The sequence below is a fragment of the Staphylococcus piscifermentans genome, assembly GCF_900186985.1.
Classification (GTDB): Bacteria; Bacillota; Bacilli; order Staphylococcales; family Staphylococcaceae; genus Staphylococcus; species Staphylococcus piscifermentans.
Genome location: NZ_LT906447.1, coordinates 563018 through 587766, shown reverse-complemented (window position 1 = coordinate 587766; position 24749 = coordinate 563018). Strand labels below are relative to the sequence as shown.

Here is a 24749-nt window from a genome sequence, read left to right as displayed (position 1 = left end):
TATTAACCCCCTAGTTTCGTAATCGAAATACCTTCTTTCGTTAATCTTTCTCGAATTTTCGATACGAATTCTAATGCATGCACACCATCGCCATGCACACAAATTGTATCTGCTTGAATATCTATTTCAGTTCCATCTTTCGCTGTCACTTTGTTGTCTTTAACCATCTTAATCACTTGTTCAATTGCTGCATCAGTATCTGTGATGACCGCATCACTTTCTTTACGGCTGACTAATTGGCCATTTGCTTCATAGCGTCTATCAGCAAACACTTCAGATGCTGTCTTCAAGCCGATTGCTTCAGCTTCTGAAATCAACAAAGTGTTAGATAGTCCGACTAAGATAAGCGATGGATCCACGTCATATACTGCTTGCGCAATAGCGTGTGCAATATCTTTGTCACGTGCACCCATGTTGTATAATGCACCATGTGGTTTCACATGATTGATTTTCACATCGTGGATTTGGCAAAAGGCTTGCAACGCGCCAATTTGATAAGCCACTAAGGTATAAATTTCATCTGGAGCCATATCAATATTACGACGTCCAAAGCCTTGCAAATCATGGAATCCAGGATGCGCACCAATACCGACACCATGCTCTTTCGCTAATTTCACTGTTTCATTCATGACATTTTCATCACCTGCATGAAATCCGCAAGCTACATTCGCTGAAGTAATCACCGGAATGATTTGATGGTCTCCTCCGAATGAATAATTACCGAATGCTTCACCTAAATCACAGTTTAAATCTATTTGCATATTATGATGCCCCCTTAATAATATGATGACGATCTAAGAACTTGATATCTACATCACTTGCATCGCCTTCTGCATAAGCAGGATATGATAATACAGCATATAAGAAATCAGCTGTTGTAGAGAAACCTTCAATCACCATTTCATCTAAAGTAGATTTTAACTTTTCAATGGCTAGTGCGCGGTCGCTTGCTTTGACAATTACTTTGGCAACCAACGAATCATAGAATGGCGATACGATATAGTTTGGATAAAGTAATGAGTCTACACGTACGTTAAAGCCTTGAGGCAAGTGCAACGCTTTGACCTTACCTGGTGAAGGCTGGAATTTGCGTTCCGGGTTCTCAGCATTAATACGTGCTTCAATGACATGACCAGTGAAATGAATGTCTTCTTGCGTATATGGAAGTTCATCATATTTCATTAAGTATAATTGCGACTTAACTAAGTCACGGTCTGCACGCATTTCTGTAACAGTATGTTCAACTTGGATACGCGCATTCATTTCAATGAAATAATAAGCATCTTCAGTAACTAAGAACTCGATTGTACCGGCACTGCGGTAATTCGAAGCCTTTGCAACTTTAACAGCATCATCACAGATAGCTTGGCGTCTTTCGTCAGATAAGGCTGCACAAGGTGATTCTTCAATTAATTTTTGGTTTTTACGTTGTACAGAACAATCACGTTCTCCTAAATGAACGTAATTTTCTTTACCGTCACCAATAACTTGTACTTCTACGTGTTTGGCAACTGGAATAAATGCTTCGACGTAAATGCGGTCATCGTTAAAGTATTTTTTACCTTCACTTTGTGCTTCTTTGAAGGACTTTTCTAAGTCTTTCTTTTCTTTAACGATACGGATGCCTTTACCACCGCCGCCGCTCGCTGCTTTCAATACAACCGGATAACCGATATCTTTAGCAATTTCTTCAATTTCTTCTACAGAGTTGACTGCGCCAGTTGAACCTGGAATGATCGGTACGCCTGCATTGTGGACAGTTTGACGTGCTGTAATTTTGTCACCCATCATTTCCATTGTACGTCTTGTAGGTCCAATGAAATAAATATCATTTTCTTCTACTTTTTGCGCAAAAGTAGGACTTTCTGATAAGAAGCCGTATCCTGGGTGAATGGCATTTGCACCTGAAATTTCAGCCGCCGCAATAATGCGTTCAATATTTAAATAGCTGTCTAAAGGATTAGCTTCTCCGATACAGATCGCTTCGTCTGCTAAACTGACATGCAGACTTTTTTCATCTCCCTTCGCGTATACAGCAACCGTACCCACGCCTGATTCACGACAAGCACGGATGATACGTACAGCGATTTCTCCTCTGTTTGCAATTAAACAACGATACATGATAATTTCACACCCCTTTATTTAACTTCAATCAACGCTTGATCATACTCGACATTTGTACCATGGTCGACTAAAATCGCTGTCACTTCTCCATCTACATCACTTGTTACTTCATTCATGACTTTCATCGCTTCGATAAAGCCAACCACGTCGCCTTTGCTGACTTTGTCGCCAACTTTAAATAATGGTTCAGTTAAATCTTTTGCATCTTGCAAGAAGAAAGTACCTACCATTGGTGCATTGATTGTATTACCTGCCGGCGCTTCATCAGTTGCTGACGCTGTGTTATTTTCAGGCGTCGCACTTGAAGTCGCTTGTGTTTGAATTTGTGCAGCAGGTTGTGTTTGTTGTGGAGTTGAAAAATCTAATTCAATTTCACGTTCTTCATCTTTATATTTAAACTTATTTACTTCGTTCTCTTTTACTAAATTAATTAAATCTTTAATTTCTTCTAACTTCATTATTTCTCCCCCTCTAATAATTCGCAAATACGATTCGCCGTAATTCTTAATTCCCGTAAATCAAATAACGGTTCTCTTTCGACATTGTTCAATATGTCTTCGAAACCATCGTTGTATTCTTCTAAATCTTTAATCGCATCTTCAATTGAAACCCATTCAAAATTAATTTTCTCTCCAGGTTTCTTTTGCGCGAGTACGCTTAAATCTAATTGTGTAACCGTCGCGATTTTCGTATAACCGCCGACAGTTTGTTTATCATTCATCAGAATAATCGGATTACCATCATTCGGCACTTGGATGCTTCCTAAAGCAACAGGTTCTGAAATGATATCTGCGCTTTCTTTAGGTGGAATCGATGGCCCTTTCAAACGAAAGCCCATACGATCTGATTGTTCTGAAATCTCAAACGGCTCAGAAACTAAGCTTTCATGATTTTCATCAGAAAAGCTGTCAAATTGAGGACCTTCTACAATACGAATTGTATCTGTATCCTCATGAATTAAATCTAAATCGCTAGAGAACCCTACGTGCTTGCGATATGTTTCATTAAGCTTCTGATGGACAAAGTCACCTTTCTTCAGCGCTCTGCCTTCATGTCCGCCCATTTTTGTACGTGTATGAGTGGAATAACTGCCTGCAACTTCCGGCACATCTAATGGATGTCCAAAGAATAAGTACCCGCGTGCACCTTTAACAGCTGCATTCATCACAAGTTCATCACCTTTGTACACTTGAACTACAGTTTGATGCGGTACTGGACGACCGTTTAATTCAGCTTTAAATTCTGCGCCAGTTATTACGATAGTGTCGTCTTCTAAAAATGTAAGTGAAGGTCCAATAATAGTTGCTTCAATAGCCGGGCCTTTATTTCCAATTAAGGATTGGCCTAAGCGGAAACTATAAATATCTAAAGCCCCTGCTCCTGAAAACCCATCCTTTTGATGACCGATACGTCCTTCATCTTGAATTGTAGAAAATAGTCCTGGTTTGTTTATTCTGATACTCATCTTAACGATTCACCCATTTTTCTAAATCAAAATCCGGTTCATGCTTTGCTGTCATAATTTCATCAAAATCAGCTTCACTGATTTCATAGAATTGAATATTATCACCAGCAGCATATAACGTCATCGGTTCACGATTTAAGTCGAAGACATCTAATGGCGTTCGACCGATAATTTGCCAACCGCCTGGTGAATCTTGCGGATATAAACCTGTTTGATTGTTCGCAATGCCGACAGACCCAGCATCAATACGAACTCTCGGTTCATCTCTTCTTGGGGTATACAGACGCTCATCTAATCCTCCAAGATAAGGGAAACCAGGCATAAATCCTAGCATATAAATTAAATAAGTAGGTTCTGTATGTAATTTTATGACTTCATCAGTAGATAACTGATTGTGTTCGGCTACTGCTTTAAGATCCGGTCCGTATTCTCCCCCGTATACGACTGGAATATAAACAATTTTAGAACTCTCTGATACTTCAATATCTGCTAAATCTAAGTTGTCTAAATTCAATGTATCAATCAGTTCTTGTGCATTAATCTTTGTTTGATCAAAATGAATCATCACCGCTCTGTATGATGGCACAACTTCTGTGATAGCTTCAATTGCTTGTTGTTCTAAATACTTCACAATCTGTTGTACTTTTTTAAATGTTTCCGGATCAATTTGCGGCTCGAATTTAATCATAATAGATTGCTCATTTATGATTTGATAATCCATCTCATAGCCCCCTTTGTTTAAAATTACGTTGTTTAGTTTAGAGTTGGTTTTCAGTATATACAGAAAAATCCAACAATCCCTATTATAACATTTTTAGTCACTTCATTACGATTAAGATGAATATATGCGAAACGGAAATAACATTAAATGAAATTTAATTTATCATCTCGTCACAGCTGATTTTTTAGTGTTTTATTCTTTGGCTTTCAATCGTATCATTATTCTGACAACTTATTGTGAAAGCCCTTCCATTCGTATTGTTATACTATAATACAACTTTAACGGAAGTAAAAGACTTTTTTTGTACAAATTTTACACTCTTTCTTCCTATTTAAGAGTACTTGGTTAAGAATACTTAGTTTTTTAAGTACTCTTGGCATTTTTTCCACTCTCACAAGTTTTGCTTTTCCACCAAAAAAAGAGAGCAAGCGTCGGCCGTGTCTGCTTGCTCACTCTCAGGTTTATCCCAGGAATTTAAAGATATCTTTATTGTAGATTTTAAGCACGCGCATATAAATAAAATGTGAAATGAATGCAACGGTAAATGGAACGACAAAGAATGCGATGGCTACGAGTATGAGTTTAATGATAACGTTGTCGCCTTCTAAGAATCTGAAGGCGTTGATAGGTCCAACAAGTCCGATGATACCGAAGCCGGCTGATTCTTTGGTTCCTCCTATCCCGATGAAGCTGGCTACGAATCCTGAAATGGCAGCTGTAGTAGTAATAGGCAGCAACATAATCGGGTAACGGACCATGTTCGGCAGCATCATTTTTACTCCGCCTAAGAAAATAGTTAAAGGTACACCTAAGCGGTTAACGCCCCATGTGCCAAATACAAGTGCCGCTTCTGCAGCGGTAATACCTATGGATGCTGAACCGGCTGCCAGGCCGCTGATGCCGATAGCCATAGATGTCGCTACAGTTGAGATAGGCGAAATAATGATGATGCTATAAACGAGTGCAATCAGTACACACATTATAACTGGCTGCATTTCTGTGAAGGTATTGATCATATGACCGATTGCAGTTGTCACCATTTTCACATAAGGCAGTGTATGTAAGGTAATGAAGCCTGTGAGTACAGCTACAAATGTCGGCAAGATGATAAGGTTCAAACTGCCGAAACGTTCACCAATCAGCAATATCAAGAATGAAGCGAGCGCTGCTGCAAACATAGTATTGATTAAATCTCCAATTCCTGTAATTACCCATGTGCCATTTTTAAAGACGGCGGCACCGCTTCCGATAAACGAAGAGGCAGCTACTACTGCAATACCGAGCGGCGAAAAATTAAATCGGTGTGCCACAAGTGCGCCTACTAAGAGAGGGACAGCGAATTGTATAGATGTGGTAATGAGCAGCAATTCTCCAAAAATTGGAAAATGCGGTTTCAATGCTTTCAAGATTTCGCCTAAAATGGCATTGGGAATCAACCCTGCTATAATGGCGATAGCCACCCCATTTAAAACATTAAATAAAAAGACTTTAGGTGTTACTTTAGTGCCTGGTTTAGTAAGTGTACTTGCCATAATAATTTCGCCTCCTATGTTGTTGGAATTTTGTGCACGAATTTATTTTTATAATATTCTGATAATTTTAGATTGAAATGCTTTGAAAGTCAATAGCAATTTTGACTTAAAAGGTAGGAATAGTGCAATTTTAGCATTTTAAAGAAAAAGAAGGGATTAAAACATCATATAATCTCAGCGTTATTTCTGTTCTGCTCCCCCTCATTTTCTTATCCTAAAAAACGAAAGATATCTTTATCGTAAATTTTAAATACTTTGATAAATAAAAAATGAACAATAAAAGCTGTAATAAAAGGCACAACAAAAAATGCGACTGCGCAAAGTGCAACTTTAACTAAAAAATTATCACCCTCTAAAAATCTAAAAGCGTTGATTGGGCCCACAAGTCCGATAATACCAAATCCAGCCGATTGTTTTGTGCCTCCAATTCCAATCAAACTTGCTACAAAACCAGATACAACGGCAGTCGTAGTGAGCGGTAAAAATATAATCGGATGTTTAACTAAATTCGGCAACATCATTTTAACCCCGCCTAAAAATATGGCTAGCGGTACACCTAAACGATTCACACCTAACGTACCTAATGTAAGGACTGCTTCCACAGAGGCAATTCCAATCGATGCTGAGCCGGCTGCCAATCCTGTTATACCGATTGCCATCGATAGCGCTGCAGTAGATATAGGTGAGATAACGATAGACGCATAAACTAAAGATATTAAGATACACATTGGAATCGGCTGTAGTTCTGTAAAATAATTGATCATACTGCCAATTGAAGTTGTTACTAATCTTACATAGGGCAAGGTATGCACTGTTATAAAGCCAGTAGATACTGCTACAAATGTCGGCAAGATGATTAAATTCAAGCTGCCGAATCGTTCGCCGATAAGCAAGATCATCATGCAAGCGAGTGCAGTGGCAAACATTGCATTGATTAAATCACCCATACCTAAAAGTACCCATGCTCCATTCTTGAATACGGCTTGCCCGCTGCCGATACTTGCAGAAGCAGCAACCACTGCGATACCGAGTGGCGAGAAGCGAAAACGATATGCTACGACAGCGCCTATTAAACAAGGTGCTGTATATTGAATTAGTACTGATACACTTAAAATCATTTTAAAAATGGGATGAAAAGGTATCAGTGCTCTTAAAATTTCACCTAAAATTGCATTAGGAATCAAAGCAGCAACTATACCGATTGCTACTCCATTCAAAAGATTGAATAAAAATTGTTTGGGTCCTATTTTAGTGCCAGGCTTAGTAAGTGTTTGTTCCATAAAAGATGTTCCCTTCTGAGATGTGTGTTACGTACTAAAGACTTAATTTTCTGAATATATTATTCCTAAATTATTTTGAAGTCAATAGCTATTGGTTAATAGAAAAGAAATGTTAATTAATATTCGGTTTAATTCCCGAATTGTCACACTACCGCCATAAAATTTTCAAAATATGACAAATAAATGTCCTTTTATTTATCTATAAATCTGTAATAATGAAATGTAGTCTTTTTACAAATCGTAATGATTCCTATATAAATAGATAAAGAGGTAATACTTAATGAAAAATACATTTAATCCGCTTCAGAGACTTCACTTCTATGCGGCGATCTTTATAACGCCGTTGCTGATTACATTAACGCTATCTGGAATCGCATATCTCTTCTTCCCAGAAGTTGAAAATCATTTTTATAAACATGAATTCTATGGACATAGCGAGCATCATCAGCAGCAATCTCTAAATGATGCGATTAAGCAAATTGAGAAAGAACATCCTGGATATATGATTAATAAAGTCAGTATGATGCAAGCCCCTTATAATAACCGCATTACAATCGGTGATATGGATGGAAATTCATACTATATCTTCTTAGATAACCACAATCAGATTGTAGCTCAGCAAAATGCTAAATATACGTATTCTAATATGACACGGAGTATACATAGTTCACTGTCAACGGAAAATACAGTGATTAATTACTTGGTAGAACTCACAGCATGTTGGACGGTCTTCATGATACTTTCCGGTATTTATATGATGTTCCGCAAACATTTATTAACTCAAAATAGCCGTAATTTACGTTTGCAGAAATGGCATTCGATTGTCGGCATCATTATTGCTATTCCGATGTTAATTCTGGTATTTACAGGATTGCCTTGGTCAGGATTTATGGGAGATAAGATTAATAAAATTGCAACTGCATACCCAGCTTTAGGACAAACACAGATTGCAGCCAATCCTCCTAAATCAGAAGCGAATGAAATTCCTTGGGCCATGAAAAAGAAACAAGCGCCTGAATCAAGTAGCGGGGGTCATCATGGCGGTATGGCTATGCCGATGACGCACACACCAGGTCAATTATCTTTAGATAAAGTAGTGTCAGATGCGCAAAAAGAAGGATTAAAACGTCCTTATGCTATTGTGTATCCAACCAGTGCAGATGGCTCGTTCACTTTATCACGAGCAAGCAATAGCGGTGTGACTGGTTTTGACGTCTCACCTTATAAAGAAACAACAATGTATATAAATCAATATACAGGTAAGAAATTGGGTCAAGTCAATTACCAGGATTACGGTATTTTAGCTAAATGGTTAACTTGGGGTATCCCGCTTCACGAAGGTCATTTATTCGGCATTGCCAACAAAATTATTAACCTATTAGTATGTTTAGCCTTCTTAGGCGGTATTATTTTAGGTTTCTTATCTTGGTTTAAACGCTTAGGCCGCATGAAAACACCGCAACCATTGCCAAGACGTATTAAAAAACCAATGTCTATCAGCTTGATTATTACACTCTTCATTTTAGGGACTTTAATGCCGTTATTCGGTTTCTCACTCATTATTGTCTTTATCATAGAAGCGTTGCTTTATTGGAAAGATCGACGCAAAGCAAAATTAAATTAAAATTGAAAAAGCTGACGCAGCTCTCCATAGAAGTATGCTGTGTCAGCCTTTACTATTATTTATAGTTTCTCCAAAATGTAGTAGTCTCTGCTTTGTCTTGCAAATTAAATTCAATAATCTCTTTTAATAAGAGATAATCTACTTCGTCCGTCCATTTAATTCGAAATAAATTTTCTGTATAAGTATAGCCGTCTGCTTCAAACCGTTGGATAAAAGGCTTCATTCCTGCTGCTTCAGGATTCACAGAAATATGTGCTTTCGCTTTACTGAAACCAATAATATACGTGTCATGATGTGTATACATCGGCTGATTCCACTTGATGACTTTATCTAACTCAGGAAATGTTGTGTCTACCCAATTAAATATAGCTTCCATCTTCTTTCGATGGTCCGGTTGTTCAATAGTATTTAAATAATCATTAAAATAACCCACTTCTTTCACCCCTTTATTTTCTTGATTTAAGTATAACGGAATGATTTTAATCAACAATTATTTTCTATCCCATTCCCTATGCTAATTCATCTTCAACTTCACCGTGTGAAGAAGCTAATCCAAAGATGTAGAATAAGATACCCATAATGATAAGCGCAATAATTCCTGAAACCCATCCGCCTGTAAGATCATGTAAAAGACCGACAAAGAAAGGACCGATTGCTGCTACAAAGTAACCGACAGATTGGCCAAAGCCAGATAAAGCAATACTGCCATCACTCGTTCTTGCACGGATTGAGAAGAAGGTCATACATAAACTAAATCCAGAACCCATTCCGAAACCTGCTAAAATCATACCTATAATTAAGAGAGTAAATGATTGTGTAAAGAAAAGTGCAAACCCAATAATAAAGAGTGCTGATACTATGGTAATAAGCAGTTTCTGGTTCTTCATTTTAGAAGCCAGAATCGGGAAAAGGAAGGTCATCGGTACTTGAGAGAATTGATTCAACATCAATAAGTAACCCGCACTAGATTGGTTTAATCCCCGGTCTACTAAAATTGAAGGCACCCATGCTACAAAGGTATAAAAAATCATAGATTGGAAGCCCATCATCAAAGCAATCGACCAAGCCAATTTAGAGCGTGACACATGAAATCTCTTACGATCTTTGTGCTCTACTTCCTCAAGCATTTTCTTCTCAGCTTTAGAACCGCTTTTCATTTGAGGCAACCATAAGATCGCAGCAATCATTCCGAAAATAATCCAAAAAGAGAGCGATAAACGATATCCTCCGATTTCTGATAAAGGAAAACTTAATCCGCCGCCTAAACCTGCAGTGAAATTCATCGTACCACTATATAAGCCAGTCATAATTCCGACTTGCATAGGAAATTTCCATTTTACATAACTAGGTAAAACAACGTTATTTAATGCAATCCCTACCCCTAATAATAGAGTTCCTATGATAAAAAAGTTGAATACGCCTAAAACCCTTACAATTAAAGCCAGTAAGATAATGGCTATCGCCAAGAAAACAGTACGAGACATAGTGAGTTTGGCAGTAATTTTCGAAACTAACGGGGAAATAATCCCGAAGATGATAAGCGGGATGGTCGTTAGAATACCAGCTACACTATTTGAAATGTGAAGCGCATCTTTAATTTGGTCGATGACTGGACCCACTGCAGTTAAAGGCGCACGTAAAGTCGAGGCCACTAACACAATGGCTATGACTAGGACCCAACTATCTTTGATGCGTCCCGTTTGATACGGAGTATTCGATGACATTTAAACGCTTCCTTCCTTTTTAAAATAATATTCCAAAAAAGTTGAGAGGCATGCAAACTGGATTACCCAGCTTACAGCCTCTACTTAATATTAATTCAATTTTAAGATGACCCTAGCATTATTTCAAGACAGTTCTTCAAGAATTTCAATAATCTTCAGTATATTTCAAAGGATTGTATTTTTATTGTGGTAAAATGAAAGTAAATAATCATTCTTTATCAAGGCGCTGAGACATAAAAGGATAGTCTCAGCCTGTTTTATTAAGCAGCTTTGCCGGAGTCAGAGTAGGATGAAGAAATAATTTCAATTCATTATTTTTTCTGTCCTGCTCTTCTTATTTTTTAAGAAAGGGTTTGAAGATTATGAACATAGATACAGTCATGAATCATTTAAATACGTTTAACAATTATGGGTACGATGAAGAAACGGGCGGCATCAATCGTATTGCATTTCGTCATGCAGAACGACTCGCTGCTTTGAAATTTTCTATGCTTTGTCAAGAAGCAGGTCTGGAAGTACACTTTGATTACTTCGGGAATGTAATTGCACGGCGCAAAGGAAAGGATAATACGCTACCACCAGTGATGCTTGGCTCACATATCGACACAGTAAAAGATGGCGGCCGTTACGATGGTTTGTTGGGAGTAGTGGGCGCACTGCAAGTCATTCAGCATTTGAATGAACATCAAATCGCAACAGATCACCCTATTGAAATAGTAGCATTTACTTGTGAAGAATCTGCACGTTTTAATAAATCCACGCTCGGCAGTAAATATATTACCGGAAACCTTTCTGCTGAAGATATGAAGAAGCTTACAGATGATAGAGGAAAAACACTTTTCCATTTAGTAGATACTTTAAAACAGAGCATGCCGTCAGAAAATGATTTCTATCATAAAGGTGACTTGAAAGCATATCTTGAATTACACATCGAGCAAGGTCCTATTTTGCAAAACAAACACAAAGACATCGGCATCGTCACACACATCGCTGCTCCTCATCGTTATAAATTAAAATTAACGGGTGAGACAAGCCATTCTGGTTCAACTCCAATGCCGATGCGTAAAGATGCTTTGACTGCCGCTTCTGAAATTGCTTTGCAAGTAGAATCTATCGCCCAGTCGCACCACCAAGAAGGTATTGTAGCCACAGTAGGATATGTGCAGCCTTTCCCTAATATGATGAATGCGATTCCTGGTGAAGTAAAAATGCTGATAGACGTGCGCGGCAAAGAAGCAGAATCTCGTGAACAAGTCGCTTCTGAAATTGAACAGGCGATTAAAACGATTACAGAACGCCGTAATATTGAAGCGGATTTAGAAGACTTAGGTGCTGATACACCAGTAAGTCTTAATCCTCAAATCGCCAATATAACTGAAGAAGTTTGTGAAGAACTTGATTACTCCTATCGTTTCATGTTCAGTGGTGCAGGTCATGATGCTATGAATATGGCACTGATTTGTCCTGCAAGTATGATTTTTATTCCATGTAAGGATGGTGTCAGTCATTCGCCGAAAGAATCTGTAGAAGTTTCCGAAATTGAAAAAGGAATCCAAACTTTAATTGGTACTACAATTGAATTAGCTAAAAAAGATGTCACTGTATAATTTTAAAGGGCGGGATAACGAAATGATTTGGGTTAAGATTATTTCATCGCCCCGCCTTTAAATTATGCTTGCTCTTGCTTTATTGCATTTAACTTTTCTTTGTCCAATAGTTCTACACAATAATGCGTCTCACCGCAATTCGGGCATTCAAACTTACGTGTTTTAAAGGTATGATTTGCTAACATTACTTTCATGAAAGAAGGTTTAAAAGTGTACTGGCAATTCGGACAAACATAACTCACATTTTTATAATAGTACCAACTCACTCCTGCTGCATAAGTAATTAAAAAAGGTGCTGCAATACCCACTGGTTTCCAATCATGATTTAGTATTGAAGCTGCTATACTGCCATATTGGAAAATACCTACAATACCTGCTGAAATCATAATATTACGTCTGAGTTGTTTCATCTCAATCATCCCCTCTGATATCTCATCAAATTTGAGGACATTAGAAAGCGGTTCTTCACTATTTTGACTGATGACATCGTTCAAATTTTGAATTTGTTTAAGCTTTGCTTGCTGCTTAGCCAATTGTTTTTCTAATTCTTCTTCTTTCTGCTTTAATAAGAATTTTAAAGTTTTAATTGAATCTGTTTCGTCTAATAGTGTTTTGATTTCCTTTAAGGAACAGTCCATTTCTTTCAAAACATTAATCATTTCTAATTTTATTTTAGCCGCTTCACTGAAATATCTCCGCTTATTCTCAACTTTATCAGGTTTCAATAACCCTTTTTGATCATAATATTGCACTGTACGTACAGAAACATTGCAGATCTTAGCAAGCTCACCTGTGGTATAAATCATTTTCTTTTCACCTCACTTATATTCAAATTCGCTTATTTTAATTGAACCACTTTCCACCTCAATTTCAAATTACTATATGACGTCGCGTCGCGAGCAAGCATATTTTCGACTGTTTTTTACTTTTTAAGACTTCCCGCAGTCTTGTTTTTTTAAATTTCACTTTATTACTTTCTTAACATTCTCTTTAGCAAAATATGCTTCATATAGCTTTTATAAATATCACTATAATGCTAAAATTTATTCATATACATATTATTCAAATAATCATTTACAAGGGAAGGTTGTTCAAATGAAAGTATTAATTACAGGTGGTTCAGGATTTATCGGTTCACATATAGCTGAGCGATTTCACAATGAAGGCAACGAAGTATTTGTCGTAGATAATTTATCTACTGGAAAAAGAGAAAACATCCCATTCATCGATGATGCACATTTTTATCAAGAAAATGTACAAAATCATGAATTACTAACTGATTTAGTTAAAACACACCAATTCGAATATATCTTTCACTTGGCTGCAATGGTAAGTGTGGTAGAAACCGTTGAAAAACCCGTCGAGTCAAATGGTGACAATATCGATTCTACAATTCATTTATTAGAAGCAACTCGTCAACATAATACTAATTTGAAAAAATTCTTCTTTGCGTCTTCTGCAGCTATTTATGGAGATTTGCCAGACTTGCCGAAGTCGGTAGAAGATTCAAATGTTAATCCATTGTCACCTTACGCTGTGCAAAAATTTGCGGGTGAACAATATACTAAAATTTATCATACGCTCTATGGCTTGCCGACTGTCGCATTGCGTTTCTTCAATGTATACGGTCCAAGACAAAATCCAGAATCGGATTATTCAGGCGTCCTATCAATTATTAATCAAAAATTCTTGAATAAAGCTCCTTTCACCTTCTTCGGTGATGGAAAACAAACACGTGATTTCATTTATATCAAAGATTTATTGCAAGCGATTTGGATTGTTATTGAAGATGATTCTACAAATGGCAAAGTATTTAACGCCGGAACAGGAAAACAGACTGATTTAATTACTGTGTTTAATGCCTTCTCAGATTATTTCGGTTATGAAATTCCTTATTCATTTACAGATGCACGGGCTGGAGATATCAAACATTCTTACTCAGATGTGTCTCCGTTGAAAGATTTAGGTTTCCGTCCAGAATACGACATCATGAAAGGTATCGCAGCATATTTAAAATATAACCAAAAATAATACGATATTGATAAAACCCAAGTCCGCTTCCAAAGGACTTGGGTTTTTATTTCGTCATTTATTTAAATTAATTGCCGTACTCTTTAACAAGTCGTTGCATTTCTTGGTTGGCAGAAGCGTTATCACTGAGTTCAAATGGATGATCCGGTTTTAAGTTCGGATCTTTATCATTATGGTCTTTAGGTGCAAAGCCAGAAGACAATTCAACCTTTTCTTCAGGTTGAAAAGTATACTCGTACACCCTTCCGTCATCGGCAAATAAGTATTTCGTAACAGGTTGATTCAAATCCGCTACATTTTGATAACTTTCAATATTCGTTAAGTTTTTAGCTTTAGAATCCAATCCAGTTGTGCCATCTTTTGATTTATACATCACAACTCCGACCAAATTATGACGGTCAAACGCTTTAGGGCCAGGCGATCCTTGATTACTCACTTGCAGTTCACCTTTAGGCGTCATTGCATACCAATCCCCACTCGAAATTTCTCCTGCTCCAAAATAACGATTTGAAACTGCTAAGCCTTGTTGCTTACCATATTTATCTGCCCAATCCAGCACTTCTTTTTTCATCTTTTCATGTTCTTTATCAGATAGCTTTGCTTTATCGATTTTTATTTCTGTTTCGTCATTATTATTTGAGGCTTGCTTAGATTCATGTTGTGTCGTCTGCGCATTTGCATCACTTGTTTTCTTTTCAGGCTGTCCGCTGCATCCTGTTAAAAGCAAGCTTAAACTTGCGATTGCTGCTGAATATGTTAAAAACCGCTTCATCATTATTGCCTCCTATGTATTAAAGTCAAGGGATCGGGACCTTAATTTATCTCAGTCCCTCTCCCTTAACTTCATTGCAACCTCTTCCTTATTTTTTATTATCGTCTTTTGAAATTCCGAATTGGTCAATCAATTTAACTGATCTTGGTTCACCTTTACTGATATCTCCACGCAATTGATAGATTTTCACAATCAATTTGTTGCCTTTGACTTCATATACTGAGAAGTTTTGGTCTGAAGAATCACGGTTATTTTCATGACTGTCGTTAAATGCTGCTGTTTTCTGCGGCTGTTCACCTACAGCAAATAAATTATTGTATTCTTGACGTTGTTTTTCTGTTAACCATTTCAAGTCTGGTTGAATTTTCTTAATATGGTCTAATGAGCGGCTGTAAATATCATCATAAGCTTTAGTACCGCCTGTATTCGGCAATACATATACTGAACCTTTCGGGTTATCATAATATTTCACACCATCTTTACCAGTCACTTGTTTGGCGTCTTCAATCTTCGCATTGACGAAACTATTTTTTGTGGATGTATGTTGCAATACTTTTGTTCGTGCTAATACATGGTCATGTCCTTGTAACACTAAATCTACATCTAAATCATCAATTTCTTTCGTTAATTCTTTACGAACTTTCTTAATGTCTTCATCAGTTAATGCGTGGTATGACTTAGAATACATTGGTTTGTGCAAGTTCAAGATTACCCATTTAGAGCCATTTTTACGTGCTTGTTTGATATCATTTTTAATCCATTTCATTTGTTCTTTACCGATTGCTTTTTCATCTGGATTATCTTTGCTTTTCTTATTATCATTTGTGTTCGCAACTACCATGTGTGCATTATTATAATCGAATGAATAATAAGAACCGCCATTAACTGCATTATTTGCTTTAGGTACATTGACATGACGATTGAAACGGTCTAATAACTTTTTATCGTCTTCCTTAAATGGATATTCATCATGGTTACCTGCTGCTGCTGCAATCGGCAAGGACATGAATGATGGACGAGATTGATCATAAATATCGTTCCATTCATCTTCAGTTTGTGAGTTTTCTACAAAGTCGCCTGTATGCAAAGCAAAGTCAGGATTGCCCGCTGTTTTAATTGCTTCAGCGATTGTATTTGCTCCAAATTGCGCTTCGTTTCTTACATGCTCATTCCAATAAGCATTTTGTGTGTCTGTATATTGTACAAATTTGAATGGATCCTTTGCACTGCCGCCTGTTTTGAATTGTCCAACTTGGCTTTGCTGACCATTCTTGCTTCCTACTTTGTAGTAATAGTGTGTATTAGGTTTTAAATCTTTTGCTTGAGCTTTGTACACGTATTCTTTTTCATTTTTCAAAGAAGCTTTACCATGCTGGTCACCACTTGTCCATTCAGGACCACTTACATTTGCATCCGTATAATACCCATTAATTTTTTCTTTACCATCTTTCCCTTTAACAGGTTCTCCGTCATCATTCTTCTCTACATCCGCAAAGATAAAGTGACCCGATTTATCTCTTTCTATGTATTGAGAATCCACTTGTTTTGCATCTGCTGCAAATGTCTTAGCATCTTTCATATCCTTGGAAGTTGAAACCCAAACTTGAGGCTGTTCAGCTTTATCAGTTGTGTACCAGTTGAATCCCATTTCTTTTTGCGGGTTTCCGTTGAAATTCGTAATAATTCTATTAGGTGAATTCTTTTTAGGAATCGGTGCCACTTCAGGTTTTTCTTTCATTAACTTAATGCCATCTTGATTCGTTGCTTGTTGCGCTTGTTGTGTTTGCTGTGATGTCGCTTGAGCACCACCGTCCGCTTCTGCACTATTAGCTGTCCCTGTTGCTAATAACAGCATTAAACTTGCCATACTCCCTGCTACAATTTTAGTCATCTTGATATTCTTCAATGCCCTACCTCCGAAATAGAATTTTTTAAGGAAGTGCTTACCCTCTCTGAAAAAAAGAACCCCTGGTAAAGGCTTCATAAATGTGGTTGACTCCCTTTCACTTTGAATTGTAGCAACCAAGTTTTAAGAAAATATTAATTTAATGTTAGGACTGTGAGAATTATTGATACAAGCGATATAAATTCAACGTGATTATATTATTTATTTTATACAACATAATTAAATATTATTGTATTATTTGCCATGGCAAGATAATAAAAAGCGAGAGTAGGACAAAGTATTTCGTCTCACTCTCGCTTCAAATTTTCTTATTCAAATGTATGAACCATACCATTTTTAATTGTCGTATTTACTTGAATATTATCATCTACAATTACTAGATCAGCATCTTTGCCCACTTTAATACTACCTTTTTTATTATCAATACCTAAAGCTATCGCTTGATTGAAACTAGTAGTACGCCAAACCTCTTCTAAAGGAGCTCCTGTAAAGTCCATTAAATTACGCACTCCGTCATTCATTTTTAAAATACTGCCAGCAAGTGCACCTGATGCTAAACGTGCTTCTGAGCCTTTCACGATGACATTTTGACCGCCTAAATCATAATTACCATCCGGCATTCCCTTGGCACGCATGGCATCAGTAATTAAGTAGAAATGTCGATTACCTTTCATTTTAAATGCTGTTTTAACTGCAGCAGGATGGGAATGGACACCATCCACAATAGCTTCGGCATTAATATAGTCATTGGTCCAAACTGCGCCAAACACACCTGGCGCGCGATGTTCAAATGGTGTGCCTGCATTATATAAATGTGTCGCGTGTTTCGCACCGTGCGCTACCGCTTCATTCACTTCATCGTACGTGGCTACTGTATGACCAATCGAAAAGATAATATAATCGCTCAGTGCTTTTAGAGTATCCTCCGCACCTTCTACTTCCGGCGCAAATGTTACTATTTTAATATTCCCTTGAGCTGTGCCTTGAAAATGTTGGATAGCCTCTACGGAAGGACGTTGTACATATTTAGGATTTTGAGCACCAACTTTATGTTCTGAAATAAAGGGCCCTTCTAAATGTACGCCTGCCACTTCAGCCGCATTCTCCGTATCCTGAAATTGTATATACTCAACAATATTTTCTAAAGCACGATCAATATTTTTAACTGATTGTGTCATCGTAGTTGCTAAGTAAGATGTTGTTCCTTCAGATAATAAAGATTCAGAGAGATGCTTTAAGCCATCAAATGAAGCATCCATCGCATCCTCGCCGTAACCTCCATGAATATGAATATCAATAAAACCTGGCAAAATATTTTTTCCTTCAGCATCGATAACTTGCAAGTCGCCTGTATATTCCCCTGCACCGACTTCCGCAATTTTTCCATCCGCAACTCTGATGTAACCTTGATCCACTACTTTATCTTCTGTATAGACTCGGCCGTTCGCCACTACATACTCTGTCATATTCTAACCTCTTTTGCGTAATGTGTATATACTCGTATTTTAACATATATTTCAGCTAGACTATTTGAAAGCAAACCTTGAAATTTTAATAAAAAGCAGAGTTGAACACCTAAACTGTATAGGCGGCAGGCGCGTGCCTTAACACTTTCGCCCTAAACTGTATAGGTGGCTGATGCGAGCCTCGACACTTTCGCCCTAAACTGTATAGGCGGCCGACCCGAGCCTTAACACTTTCGCCCTAAACTGTATAGGCGGCAGGCGCGTGCCTTAACACTTTCGCCCTAAACTGTATAGGCGGCCGATGCGAGCCTTAACACTTTCGCCTTGAATTGTAATTTATCCATCAATTCCTATTGTCTAATCGTAAATTTACAAAAAATTTTAACTGACCACATGCAAACAGGAGTTGAGACATTCCATAACGCCCAACCCCTGCTTGTATTAATTACATTTTTTTATTTAAATCGTTATTCCTTCACCTGCAATTGCCTGTGTTTGCTTTTTACATTAAGAAATGTTGGCATACATTAATAATAGCTATTGTAGCAGTCACTATAGTAGCAAATATACCTAATCCCCATTTTAAGTCTTTCTTTAATTCATCAAATTTATTGTCTATTTTTGAATCCAATTTCTCTATTTTGGAATCCAATCTTTCTATTTTTGAATCCATCTTTTTATCCAATTTCTCTATTTTGAAATCCAATTTCTCTATTTTTCCGTCCATCTTTTTTTCTAATCTTTCTATTGTTTGCGCCATACTTTCAAACTGTAAGCGAGTTTCAAGTTTAAAATCATTAATTAATACGTATAAACGTTGATGTTCTTTATCATTCTCTTCTTTTAAATCATCAATTTTTTTATGGAGAATTTGGTGATCTTTTTCATTTTCCTTTTGAAAACTATCGATTCTTTCACTCAAAAGACGATAATTCGTATCCTTATTTTCTTCTAAATGTGTCATTCTCAATTCTAAATGGTCTAATCTGGTGATAATTGCTGAATTTTGCGTGCTGCTTTGATGATTATTTTGTTGTGCACTCATGTTGTTTCCTTCTTTCTTAAGATGTTGTGTGAAGTGCCTATGTTAATTCACTATGAAGGCATCACGCAATTGATATTCAATTTTAAAATAAAGTTACGCTCTAGCTTGTTCATAGGTTATTAACCACCTTTCATCATCCTCGAATTCTCACAATTATTTTATCTTTTACAATCAAGTTTAATTAATATTATTATACAGAATCAGCGGAAGAATTGCGAGAAAAATCTCACTTTACTTGTAATTTAATTTGCCGTTCTCAGCAGCAGCTAAAATACTGTAAACCGTTTCTAAATAAGGGGTATAGAGCCCTAATTCTTGCCCCTTGCGATACATAAAACCTTGAATGGCATCAACCTCTAAAGGCGCGCCGCTGATAATATCATAATACATGCTTGTACCCATCTCATCTGGGTAACCGGCATAAATCTTCATGATATCTTCAACGATAGTTTCAGGTAGAACGATTCCTGCTGCCTCTGCTATCCTTTGTCCTTCTTCTAACAAGTTGCGACATAAATTACGAATTTCTGGCACTCTTAAAATCGCAGCGGTCTGCCTTCCTACAGCTGTAACCGAATTAATTCCCAGATTCACTAGCAGCTTGTACCAGATTTCAACCTCAATATCATCTTTCAATTGCAACTCTAAGCGCGTATCAGCTAAGTGTTGCGCCAGTTCGCTGGTAAATTCATCTTCTTGCACTTGCAAGATGCGGTCTCTGAAATGAATTACGCCTTCTTCTGTCTTCTGCCCACTGATGTAAACCACAGCTTGATAGACATGCGGATAATCGATTTTTTCTAGTTGCCCGTGCCCATTCTGAGCTAAAATAATAAGCGTGTCGTCATCTATAACATGTGCCATTTGCTCTATCACATGATCAAGTTGATGCGTTTTGACCGCTATGAACAAGACATCTAATGTATCGTCGAAATGCGCCAATGTTTGAGTTTGCAGCTCACTTTGTTCTCCTGTATCTCTTTGGCGGTATGGTACTTTCCAGGCTTTCTTTCCAAAAAGATGAACTTGGTCTGTGTCTAGGCTGCGCAAGAGTTCGTAAGCAATGGTGGTGCCGACTGCTCCAGGGCCGATAATTCCGTATTGTAGTGTCACTTGAATCACCTCAAAATTTCCTTATTTGTGTTATTATATCTTTATATTAAATAAAGGATATGATGAAATGAAACAATTAAGCAATTTATTTGATATGAAGCTGAATAATGAAAAGATTTCAATGGTGACTGCGTATGATTATCCGAGTGCGAAGCAAGTTGAAGCTGCGGGAATTGACACTATTTTGGTGGGTGATTCTCTAGGTATGACGGTGCTGGGTTATGAGAGTACGGTTCAGGTCACTTTAGACGATATGATTCATCATGGCAAAGCGGTACGACGTGGTGCTCCGAATACGTTTGTGGTAGTGGACTTGCCGATTGGTACGGTGGGTGTCAGTGATGAACGCGACTTGGAGCATGCGCTGCGTTTATATCAAGAAACGGGTGCGAATGCGGTGAAGGCTGAAGGTGCGCATTTAATCAGTTTTATTACGAAAGCGGCGGCGATGGGTATCCCGGTAGTCTCTCATTTAGGTTTGACGCCTCAAAGTGTTGGGATTATGGGATATAAAATGCAAGGTTCTACAAAAGAGGCAGCAAAACAGTTGATTGCGGATGCTGAAGCGGTGCAAGAAGCTGAGGCTGTAATGCTAGTTTTGGAAGCGGTACCAAGTGATTTGGCGGCCTTAATTTCTGAACGTTTAACCATACCTGTTATCGGAATCGGTGCGGGTAAAGATACAGACGGCCAGGTCTTGGTCTATCATGATATGTTGAATTACGGTCAGGAACATCGCGCTAAGTTTGTAAAGCAGTACGGCGACTTTTCAACGGGTGTAGAAGCTTTGCATCAGTATCATGAAGAGGTTCGCAATGGCAACTTCCCTTCTGAAGCTTATACGTATAAGAAACAAATCTTGGAGGAATTAGATTAATGACTGAAGTAATTACAAATATTCAAGATATGCAACGTTTAGCTCGTGATTTCAAACGAGATGGCAAATCGGTCGGTTTTGTGCCGACTATGGGTGCGTTGCATGATGGCCATTTAACGATGATGCGCCGTTCGATTGCGGAGAATGATGTGACAGTGATCAGTGTGTTTGTGAACCCGCTTCAATTCGCACCTGATGAAGATTATGATGCTTATCCGCGTGATATTGAAGCTGATACGCAAGCAGCGAAATCTGCTGAAGTAGATTATGTCTTTCATCCAAGCGTTGAAGCGATGTATCCAGGTGAAATCGGCGTCGCTTTGAAAGTCGGCAGATTAGCAGATGTTTTGGAGGGCGCGCAACGTCCGATTCATTTTAACGGGGTCGTGACAGTGGTCAATAAACTCTTTAATATTGTCCAACCTGACCGTGCTTACTTTGGTAAAAAGGATGCTCAGCAACTTGCTATTATTGAGAAAATGGTTGCTGATTTTAATCATCCGATTGAAATTGTAGGGCAAGATATTGTACGTGAAGCAGATGGTTTGGCGAAGAGTTCTCGTAATGTTTATTTGACTGAAAAGGAACGCCAAGAAGCGCCTGAGCTGCAAAAAAGTTTAAAATCAGCTGAAAAGCTCTACCGCGAAGGTGAAAGAGAGAGTAAAATAATTGTGGAAGCGGTCACTACTTACTTAGAATCGCATACAAGCGGTCATGTGGATGAAGTAGCCGTTTACAGTTATCCTGGACTTATAGAGCAGCAACACATCAAGGGTCGTATTTTCATCTCGCTCGCAGTTAAATTTTCTAAAGCACGCTTGATAGATAATCTGATAATCGGAGATGAAGAAATTGATTAGAACAATGATGAATGCTAAGATTCACCGCGCACGTGTGACTGAATCGAATTTAAATTACGTGGGCAGTATTACAATAGATGCTGATATTTTAGATGCGGTAGATATTTTACCAAATGAAAAAGTAGCGATTGTTAATAATAATAACGGTGCACGTTTTGAGACGTATGTGATTAAAGGAGAACGTGGAAGCGGTAAAATTTGCCTGAATGGTGCTGCTTCTCGTTTAGTAGAAGTTGATGATGTGGTTATCATAATGACGTACGCACAATTAAATGAAACTGAAATTGCAGATCACGCTCCAAAAGTGGCAGTTATGAATGAGAAGAATGAAATTGTCGAAATGATTCACGAAAAAGAAAATACAGTTGTGTTGTAAATGAGGCGTATTGTGTTACAGTTTTTGAAAGTTTCATAATTTGATAAATATATTTGCTAACCGTTTTTTTAATCTGTTGTTTATTAAAAACCCATATGCCACCCCAATTGGAAAATGATATAATATAAAAGTCGTCGTTTTACTTCTGTGTTGTGTCTAGCATGGAAGGAGGTGGCGTCATGTTCAGCAACATATTTGTATCTTTAGTTGCTCCTATAATAGTAGGAGTGACAATCACATTATTTTCATATTGGCTAAATAATCGTGATAAATAAGCGACGACAAAGCTAATATACCGGAAAAAGAGCCCGATAACTATTCGCAGTAGTTATCGGGCTCGGTGTTTGCCATGTCAGCAACATATTTGTTACTTAAATTATACCACTAGTGCGTAGAAAAATGCAAAGGGCTAATTTATTGAATCTTTGTATAAAATCCAGTTATTATTCCTTTATAATAATATATTAAATTACCCTAAGTCTTATAACCCCCTCTATTCTTCATTTTAAAAAGTTAAATTTTTATAACATTAAAAATTTTATTATTGGATTACAGTCGAAATGATTCACGAAAAAGAAAAAACAGTTGTGTTGTGAATGAAGAAACCTGTAATACACAATTATATAACAATAATTGTGTATTACAGAGAAATAGTTTATAATAAAAGCACAATAACATTATGACATACCAAACCTCTTACTATGCCTGTAATAAGCGGTTCTTTTCGGTATTATTAATGATTATCGTCATCTTTGCTGCGATGGTTTAACCAATATGTAAACCACACATCTTCCTATCGTCGAAACGATAAAAGTGCATATAGTTTCTAATGTTCTTAACAACATTATGGCACACCAAACCCCTTACTACTGCTATAGTAAGGGGTTCTTTTCGGTATTATTGGTGGTTATCGTCAAGAGTGGAACAGAAATAATAAGTCACTCATAATAATATTATTTAATATGTGTACGAACAAAATTACCTGTTGCACCATTCATCGCTTCGCCGCCAGCCATTTCAGCTTTAGCGTAATTAGTAGTTGAATTAGCCCATAAATTATAACCGTATGTTCTCAAACCGAATATTTGATAACTGCCGTTGACCATAGGTGAACCTGATGCGCCTGCACGGAATTTATCTTTCGTTTGTAATTCAGTACCATTGGAAGATCTTTGAATGAAGCGGAAACTACTCCAATGTGTTTTCGTATTGTCACCGTTCTGCCAAGGATAGCCTACTGAATATAATTTCGTATTATATTTCAAACCATTAATTTGCGCATTCGAAGCTAATTTTAAAGGTGTCGCGTATTTCGACATCTTTTCTTTTGTATACACTAGCGCTACGTCTGCATTTGGTACTTTCACAACTTTCGTAGCATGGAACGTATATGGTTTTCTAGCTCCGTCTCTCGCCATATCAAATGTGATGTATTTAGGGTTTGCGGCAACCCCTTTCGCAGTATCAATGACATGTGCGTTTGTCACCAATGTATAGTTTCCGATTACTGTCCCCGTTCCCATACTGTCTTTGCCGCGACCTTTCCAGCCGTCTTTATTACTAACGCGCCCCACTGCTTTATACTTTGTATTCATAGTATTCGAAATATGATGGATGTCCAAATTACTATTAGAAATTTTCTTTGCTTTCGGATAAGCAGTCGACTCATTATAGTTGCTCATACCATTATAGTAATAACTTCCTGCTGCATGCGCTTCCTCTCCGCCTGCTCCTGAAAAAGAAAGACCGACCACAGCACATACTGTGATGATACCTGCTTTCAAACCTTTAACTTTCATCTTAAAATTGCCCCTTATTATTAATTTCGAAATGAGTGGTGTCGTATTTAAAGTTATTTTCAGTTTACTTTTAAAAAAAGAGAAAAGCAATATCTGATTTACTTCATCTCTCTCCATCCCCTATTGCTTTTTCTGCCATCTTGCTTTATGATGATTTTGTAAAGTAATGGTGAGGCGGAACGAATCCGTCACTCTCGTGCATTAACACCTCGCTACACGTTTTGTTAGTGCTGATAATATGTATTACTTATTGAAATGAATAATAACAATAAGTCCACTGGAAGTGCCTGTTCTTACAGGCTGAGATCCTCATGGCAATGAGGAAATTCTTGGAACCTGATCCAGTTTATACTGGCGTAGGAAAGTGGCGTATTGCACTTTTTGATGCGCTGTTTTTCTATGGAGAAACAGTGCTTTTTTATTTGGA

23 protein-coding genes and 1 riboswitch are annotated in these 24749 nt (G+C 37.5%); of the genes, 7 read left to right on the top strand and 16 right to left on the bottom strand.

Annotation, left to right across the window (positions count from 1 at the left end):
* Positions 1 to 2: 2 nt before the first annotated feature.
* From pxpA to CKV71_RS02325, 7 genes are all read right to left on the bottom strand, one after another.
* Positions 3 to 761 (bottom strand): 5-oxoprolinase subunit PxpA, encoded by a 759-nt coding sequence (gene pxpA, locus CKV71_RS02355; RefSeq protein WP_095103406.1) that lies wholly within the window; start codon positions 759 to 761, stop codon positions 3 to 5.
* A 1-nt stretch (position 762) separates the two neighbouring features.
* On the bottom strand, positions 763 to 2121 hold the full coding sequence (locus CKV71_RS02350) for an acetyl-CoA carboxylase biotin carboxylase subunit (RefSeq protein WP_095103403.1): 1359 nt from the start codon (positions 2119 to 2121) through the stop codon (positions 763 to 765).
* 17 nt (positions 2122 to 2138) lie between these two features.
* Positions 2139 to 2582, bottom strand: coding sequence for an acetyl-CoA carboxylase biotin carboxyl carrier protein (gene accB, locus CKV71_RS02345; RefSeq protein WP_095103402.1), 444 nt, complete (start codon positions 2580 to 2582; stop codon positions 2139 to 2141).
* Entirely contained in the window at positions 2582 to 3589 is a 1008-nt protein-coding gene (locus tag CKV71_RS02340; protein WP_095103400.1) for a 5-oxoprolinase subunit C family protein, read from the bottom strand. The genes accB and CKV71_RS02340 overlap by 1 nt, the downstream gene beginning before the upstream one ends.
* Before the next feature lies 1 nt (position 3590).
* Complete coding sequence (pxpB, locus tag CKV71_RS02335; protein WP_095103399.1) at positions 3591 to 4310, bottom strand: 5-oxoprolinase subunit PxpB; 720 nt, start codon at positions 4308 to 4310, stop codon at positions 3591 to 3593.
* Between the two features lie 461 nt (positions 4311 to 4771).
* Complete coding sequence (locus CKV71_RS02330) at positions 4772 to 5842, bottom strand: PTS sugar transporter subunit IIC (protein ID WP_095103398.1); 1071 nt, start codon at positions 5840 to 5842, stop codon at positions 4772 to 4774.
* Between the two features lie 209 nt (positions 5843 to 6051).
* Positions 6052 to 7122, bottom strand: a complete 1071-nt coding sequence (locus tag CKV71_RS02325) for a PTS sugar transporter subunit IIC (RefSeq protein ID WP_095103397.1) — start codon at positions 7120 to 7122, stop codon at positions 6052 to 6054.
* A gap of 280 nt (positions 7123 to 7402) precedes the next feature.
* On the opposite strand from CKV71_RS02325, the gene CKV71_RS02320 reads away from it, so the two are divergent.
* Complete coding sequence (locus CKV71_RS02320; protein ID WP_095103396.1) at positions 7403 to 8746, top strand: PepSY-associated TM helix domain-containing protein; 1344 nt, start codon at positions 7403 to 7405, stop codon at positions 8744 to 8746.
* 55 nt (positions 8747 to 8801) lie between these two features.
* Here the strand turns inward: CKV71_RS02320 and CKV71_RS02315 are convergent, their stop codons facing one another.
* The gene (locus tag CKV71_RS02315) at positions 8802 to 9179 is read right to left on the bottom strand and encodes an iron chaperone (RefSeq protein ID WP_095107217.1); all 378 of its coding nucleotides are present in this window, start codon (positions 9177 to 9179) and stop codon (positions 8802 to 8804) included.
* 76 nt (positions 9180 to 9255) lie between these two features.
* A complete protein-coding gene (locus tag CKV71_RS02310) occupies positions 9256 to 10470 on the bottom strand; it encodes a CynX/NimT family MFS transporter (protein WP_095103395.1) in 1215 nt (404 codons plus the stop codon).
* Between the two features lie 362 nt (positions 10471 to 10832).
* On the opposite strand from CKV71_RS02310, the gene CKV71_RS02305 reads away from it, so the two are divergent.
* Positions 10833 to 12077: a Zn-dependent hydrolase gene (locus CKV71_RS02305; RefSeq protein WP_095103393.1), complete on the top strand. Its 1245-nt coding sequence runs from the start codon at positions 10833 to 10835 to the stop codon at positions 12075 to 12077.
* Positions 12078 to 12139: 62 nt separating this feature from the next.
* Here CKV71_RS02305 and CKV71_RS02300 read toward each other — a convergent pair whose 3' ends face one another.
* On the bottom strand, positions 12140 to 12883 hold the full coding sequence (locus CKV71_RS02300; protein ID WP_095103392.1) for a MerR family transcriptional regulator: 744 nt from the start codon (positions 12881 to 12883) through the stop codon (positions 12140 to 12142).
* 289 nt (positions 12884 to 13172) lie between these two features.
* Here CKV71_RS02300 and CKV71_RS02295 point away from each other — a divergent pair, with 289 nt between their 5' ends.
* Positions 13173 to 14108 (top strand): NAD-dependent epimerase/dehydratase family protein, encoded by a 936-nt coding sequence (locus CKV71_RS02295; RefSeq protein WP_095103391.1) that lies wholly within the window; start codon positions 13173 to 13175, stop codon positions 14106 to 14108.
* A 67-nt stretch (positions 14109 to 14175) separates the two neighbouring features.
* Here the strand turns inward: CKV71_RS02295 and CKV71_RS02290 are convergent, their stop codons facing one another.
* From CKV71_RS02290 to CKV71_RS02270, 5 genes are all read right to left on the bottom strand, one after another.
* Positions 14176 to 14880, bottom strand: coding sequence for a hypothetical protein (locus CKV71_RS02290; RefSeq protein ID WP_095103390.1), 705 nt, complete (start codon positions 14878 to 14880; stop codon positions 14176 to 14178).
* Positions 14881 to 14968: 88 nt separating this feature from the next.
* Positions 14969 to 16771, bottom strand: coding sequence for a purple acid phosphatase family protein (locus CKV71_RS02285; protein WP_095107215.1), 1803 nt, complete (start codon positions 16769 to 16771; stop codon positions 14969 to 14971).
* 323 nt (positions 16772 to 17094) lie between these two features.
* Positions 17095 to 18252 carry an N-acetylglucosamine-6-phosphate deacetylase gene (nagA, locus tag CKV71_RS02280; protein ID WP_095103388.1) on the bottom strand — a complete coding sequence of 386 codons (1158 nt, stop codon included), beginning with the start codon at positions 18250 to 18252 and terminating at the stop codon, positions 17095 to 17097.
* Positions 18253 to 18754: 502 nt separating this feature from the next.
* On the bottom strand, positions 18755 to 19297 hold the full coding sequence (locus CKV71_RS02275) for a hypothetical protein (RefSeq protein ID WP_095103384.1): 543 nt from the start codon (positions 19295 to 19297) through the stop codon (positions 18755 to 18757).
* Between the two features lie 231 nt (positions 19298 to 19528).
* Positions 19529 to 20410, bottom strand: coding sequence for an oxidoreductase (locus CKV71_RS02270; RefSeq protein ID WP_095107213.1), 882 nt, complete (start codon positions 20408 to 20410; stop codon positions 19529 to 19531).
* A 67-nt stretch (positions 20411 to 20477) separates the two neighbouring features.
* Between CKV71_RS02270 and panB the strand changes: the two genes are divergently transcribed.
* The 4 genes from panB (at position 20478) to CKV71_RS12395 (ending at position 22798) form a co-directional block, all read left to right on the top strand.
* The gene (panB, locus tag CKV71_RS02265; protein ID WP_095103382.1) at positions 20478 to 21287 is read left to right on the top strand and encodes a 3-methyl-2-oxobutanoate hydroxymethyltransferase; all 810 of its coding nucleotides are present in this window, start codon (positions 20478 to 20480) and stop codon (positions 21285 to 21287) included.
* Positions 21287 to 22147, top strand: a complete 861-nt coding sequence (gene panC, locus CKV71_RS02260; RefSeq protein WP_095103381.1) for a pantoate--beta-alanine ligase — start codon at positions 21287 to 21289, stop codon at positions 22145 to 22147. The genes panB and panC overlap by 1 nt, the downstream gene beginning before the upstream one ends.
* The gene (gene panD, locus CKV71_RS02255) at positions 22140 to 22523 is read left to right on the top strand and encodes an aspartate 1-decarboxylase (RefSeq protein ID WP_015901315.1); all 384 of its coding nucleotides are present in this window, start codon (positions 22140 to 22142) and stop codon (positions 22521 to 22523) included. Before panC ends, panD begins: the two co-directional genes overlap by 8 nt.
* A gap of 179 nt (positions 22524 to 22702) precedes the next feature.
* Entirely contained in the window at positions 22703 to 22798 is a 96-nt protein-coding gene (locus CKV71_RS12395; protein ID WP_126557815.1) for a type I toxin-antitoxin system Fst family toxin, read from the top strand.
* A gap of 678 nt (positions 22799 to 23476) precedes the next feature.
* Here the strand turns inward: CKV71_RS12395 and CKV71_RS02250 are convergent.
* Positions 23477 to 24322: a trypsin-like serine peptidase gene (locus CKV71_RS02250; protein WP_095103380.1), complete on the bottom strand. Its 846-nt coding sequence runs from the start codon at positions 24320 to 24322 to the stop codon at positions 23477 to 23479.
* A gap of 269 nt (positions 24323 to 24591) precedes the next feature.
* A riboswitch (TPP riboswitch) is annotated at positions 24592 to 24702 on the top strand.
* Positions 24703 to 24749: the final 47 nt, after the last annotated feature.

Excerpts from the sequence above, each read along its gene's own strand:
- CKV71_RS02290 (WP_095103390.1), bottom strand. The coding sequence starts at position 14,880 with ATGAAGCGGTTTTTAACATATTCAGCAGCAATCGCAAGTTTAAGCTTG.
- CKV71_RS02250 (WP_095103380.1), bottom strand. The coding sequence starts at position 24,322 with ATGAAAGTTAAAGGTTTGAAAGCAGGTATCATCACAGTATGTGCTGTG.
- CKV71_RS02330 (WP_095103398.1), bottom strand. The coding sequence starts at position 5,842 with ATGGCAAGTACACTTACTAAACCAGGCACTAAAGTAACACCTAAAGTC.
- nagA (WP_095103388.1), bottom strand. The coding sequence starts at position 18,252 with ATGACAGAGTATGTAGTGGCGAACGGCCGAGTCTATACAGAAGATAAA.
- CKV71_RS02295 (WP_095103391.1), top strand. The coding sequence starts at position 13,173 with ATGAAAGTATTAATTACAGGTGGTTCAGGATTTATCGGTTCACATATA.
- CKV71_RS12395 (WP_126557815.1), top strand. The coding sequence starts at position 22,703 with ATGTTCAGCAACATATTTGTATCTTTAGTTGCTCCTATAATAGTAGGA.
- pxpA (WP_095103406.1), bottom strand. The coding sequence starts at position 761 with ATGCAAATAGATTTAAACTGTGATTTAGGTGAAGCATTCGGTAATTAT.
- CKV71_RS02340 (WP_095103400.1), bottom strand. The coding sequence starts at position 3,589 with ATGAGTATCAGAATAAACAAACCAGGACTATTTTCTACAATTCAAGAT.
- CKV71_RS02285 (WP_095107215.1), bottom strand. The coding sequence starts at position 16,771 with ATGACTAAAATTGTAGCAGGGAGTATGGCAAGTTTAATGCTGTTATTA.
- panC (WP_095103381.1), top strand. The coding sequence starts at position 21,287 with ATGACTGAAGTAATTACAAATATTCAAGATATGCAACGTTTAGCTCGT.
- CKV71_RS02320 (WP_095103396.1), top strand. The coding sequence starts at position 7,403 with ATGAAAAATACATTTAATCCGCTTCAGAGACTTCACTTCTATGCGGCG.
- CKV71_RS02350 (WP_095103403.1), bottom strand. The coding sequence starts at position 2,121 with ATGTATCGTTGTTTAATTGCAAACAGAGGAGAAATCGCTGTACGTATC.
- CKV71_RS02325 (WP_095103397.1), bottom strand. The coding sequence starts at position 7,122 with ATGGAACAAACACTTACTAAGCCTGGCACTAAAATAGGACCCAAACAA.
- CKV71_RS02300 (WP_095103392.1), bottom strand. The coding sequence starts at position 12,883 with ATGATTTATACCACAGGTGAGCTTGCTAAGATCTGCAATGTTTCTGTA.
- CKV71_RS02310 (WP_095103395.1), bottom strand. The coding sequence starts at position 10,470 with ATGTCATCGAATACTCCGTATCAAACGGGACGCATCAAAGATAGTTGG.
- CKV71_RS02305 (WP_095103393.1), top strand. The coding sequence starts at position 10,833 with ATGAACATAGATACAGTCATGAATCATTTAAATACGTTTAACAATTAT.
- pxpB (WP_095103399.1), bottom strand. The coding sequence starts at position 4,310 with ATGGATTATCAAATCATAAATGAGCAATCTATTATGATTAAATTCGAG.
- accB (WP_095103402.1), bottom strand. The coding sequence starts at position 2,582 with ATGAAGTTAGAAGAAATTAAAGATTTAATTAATTTAGTAAAAGAGAAC.
- panB (WP_095103382.1), top strand. The coding sequence starts at position 20,478 with ATGAAACAATTAAGCAATTTATTTGATATGAAGCTGAATAATGAAAAG.
- CKV71_RS02275 (WP_095103384.1), bottom strand. The coding sequence starts at position 19,297 with ATGAGTGCACAACAAAATAATCATCAAAGCAGCACGCAAAATTCAGCA.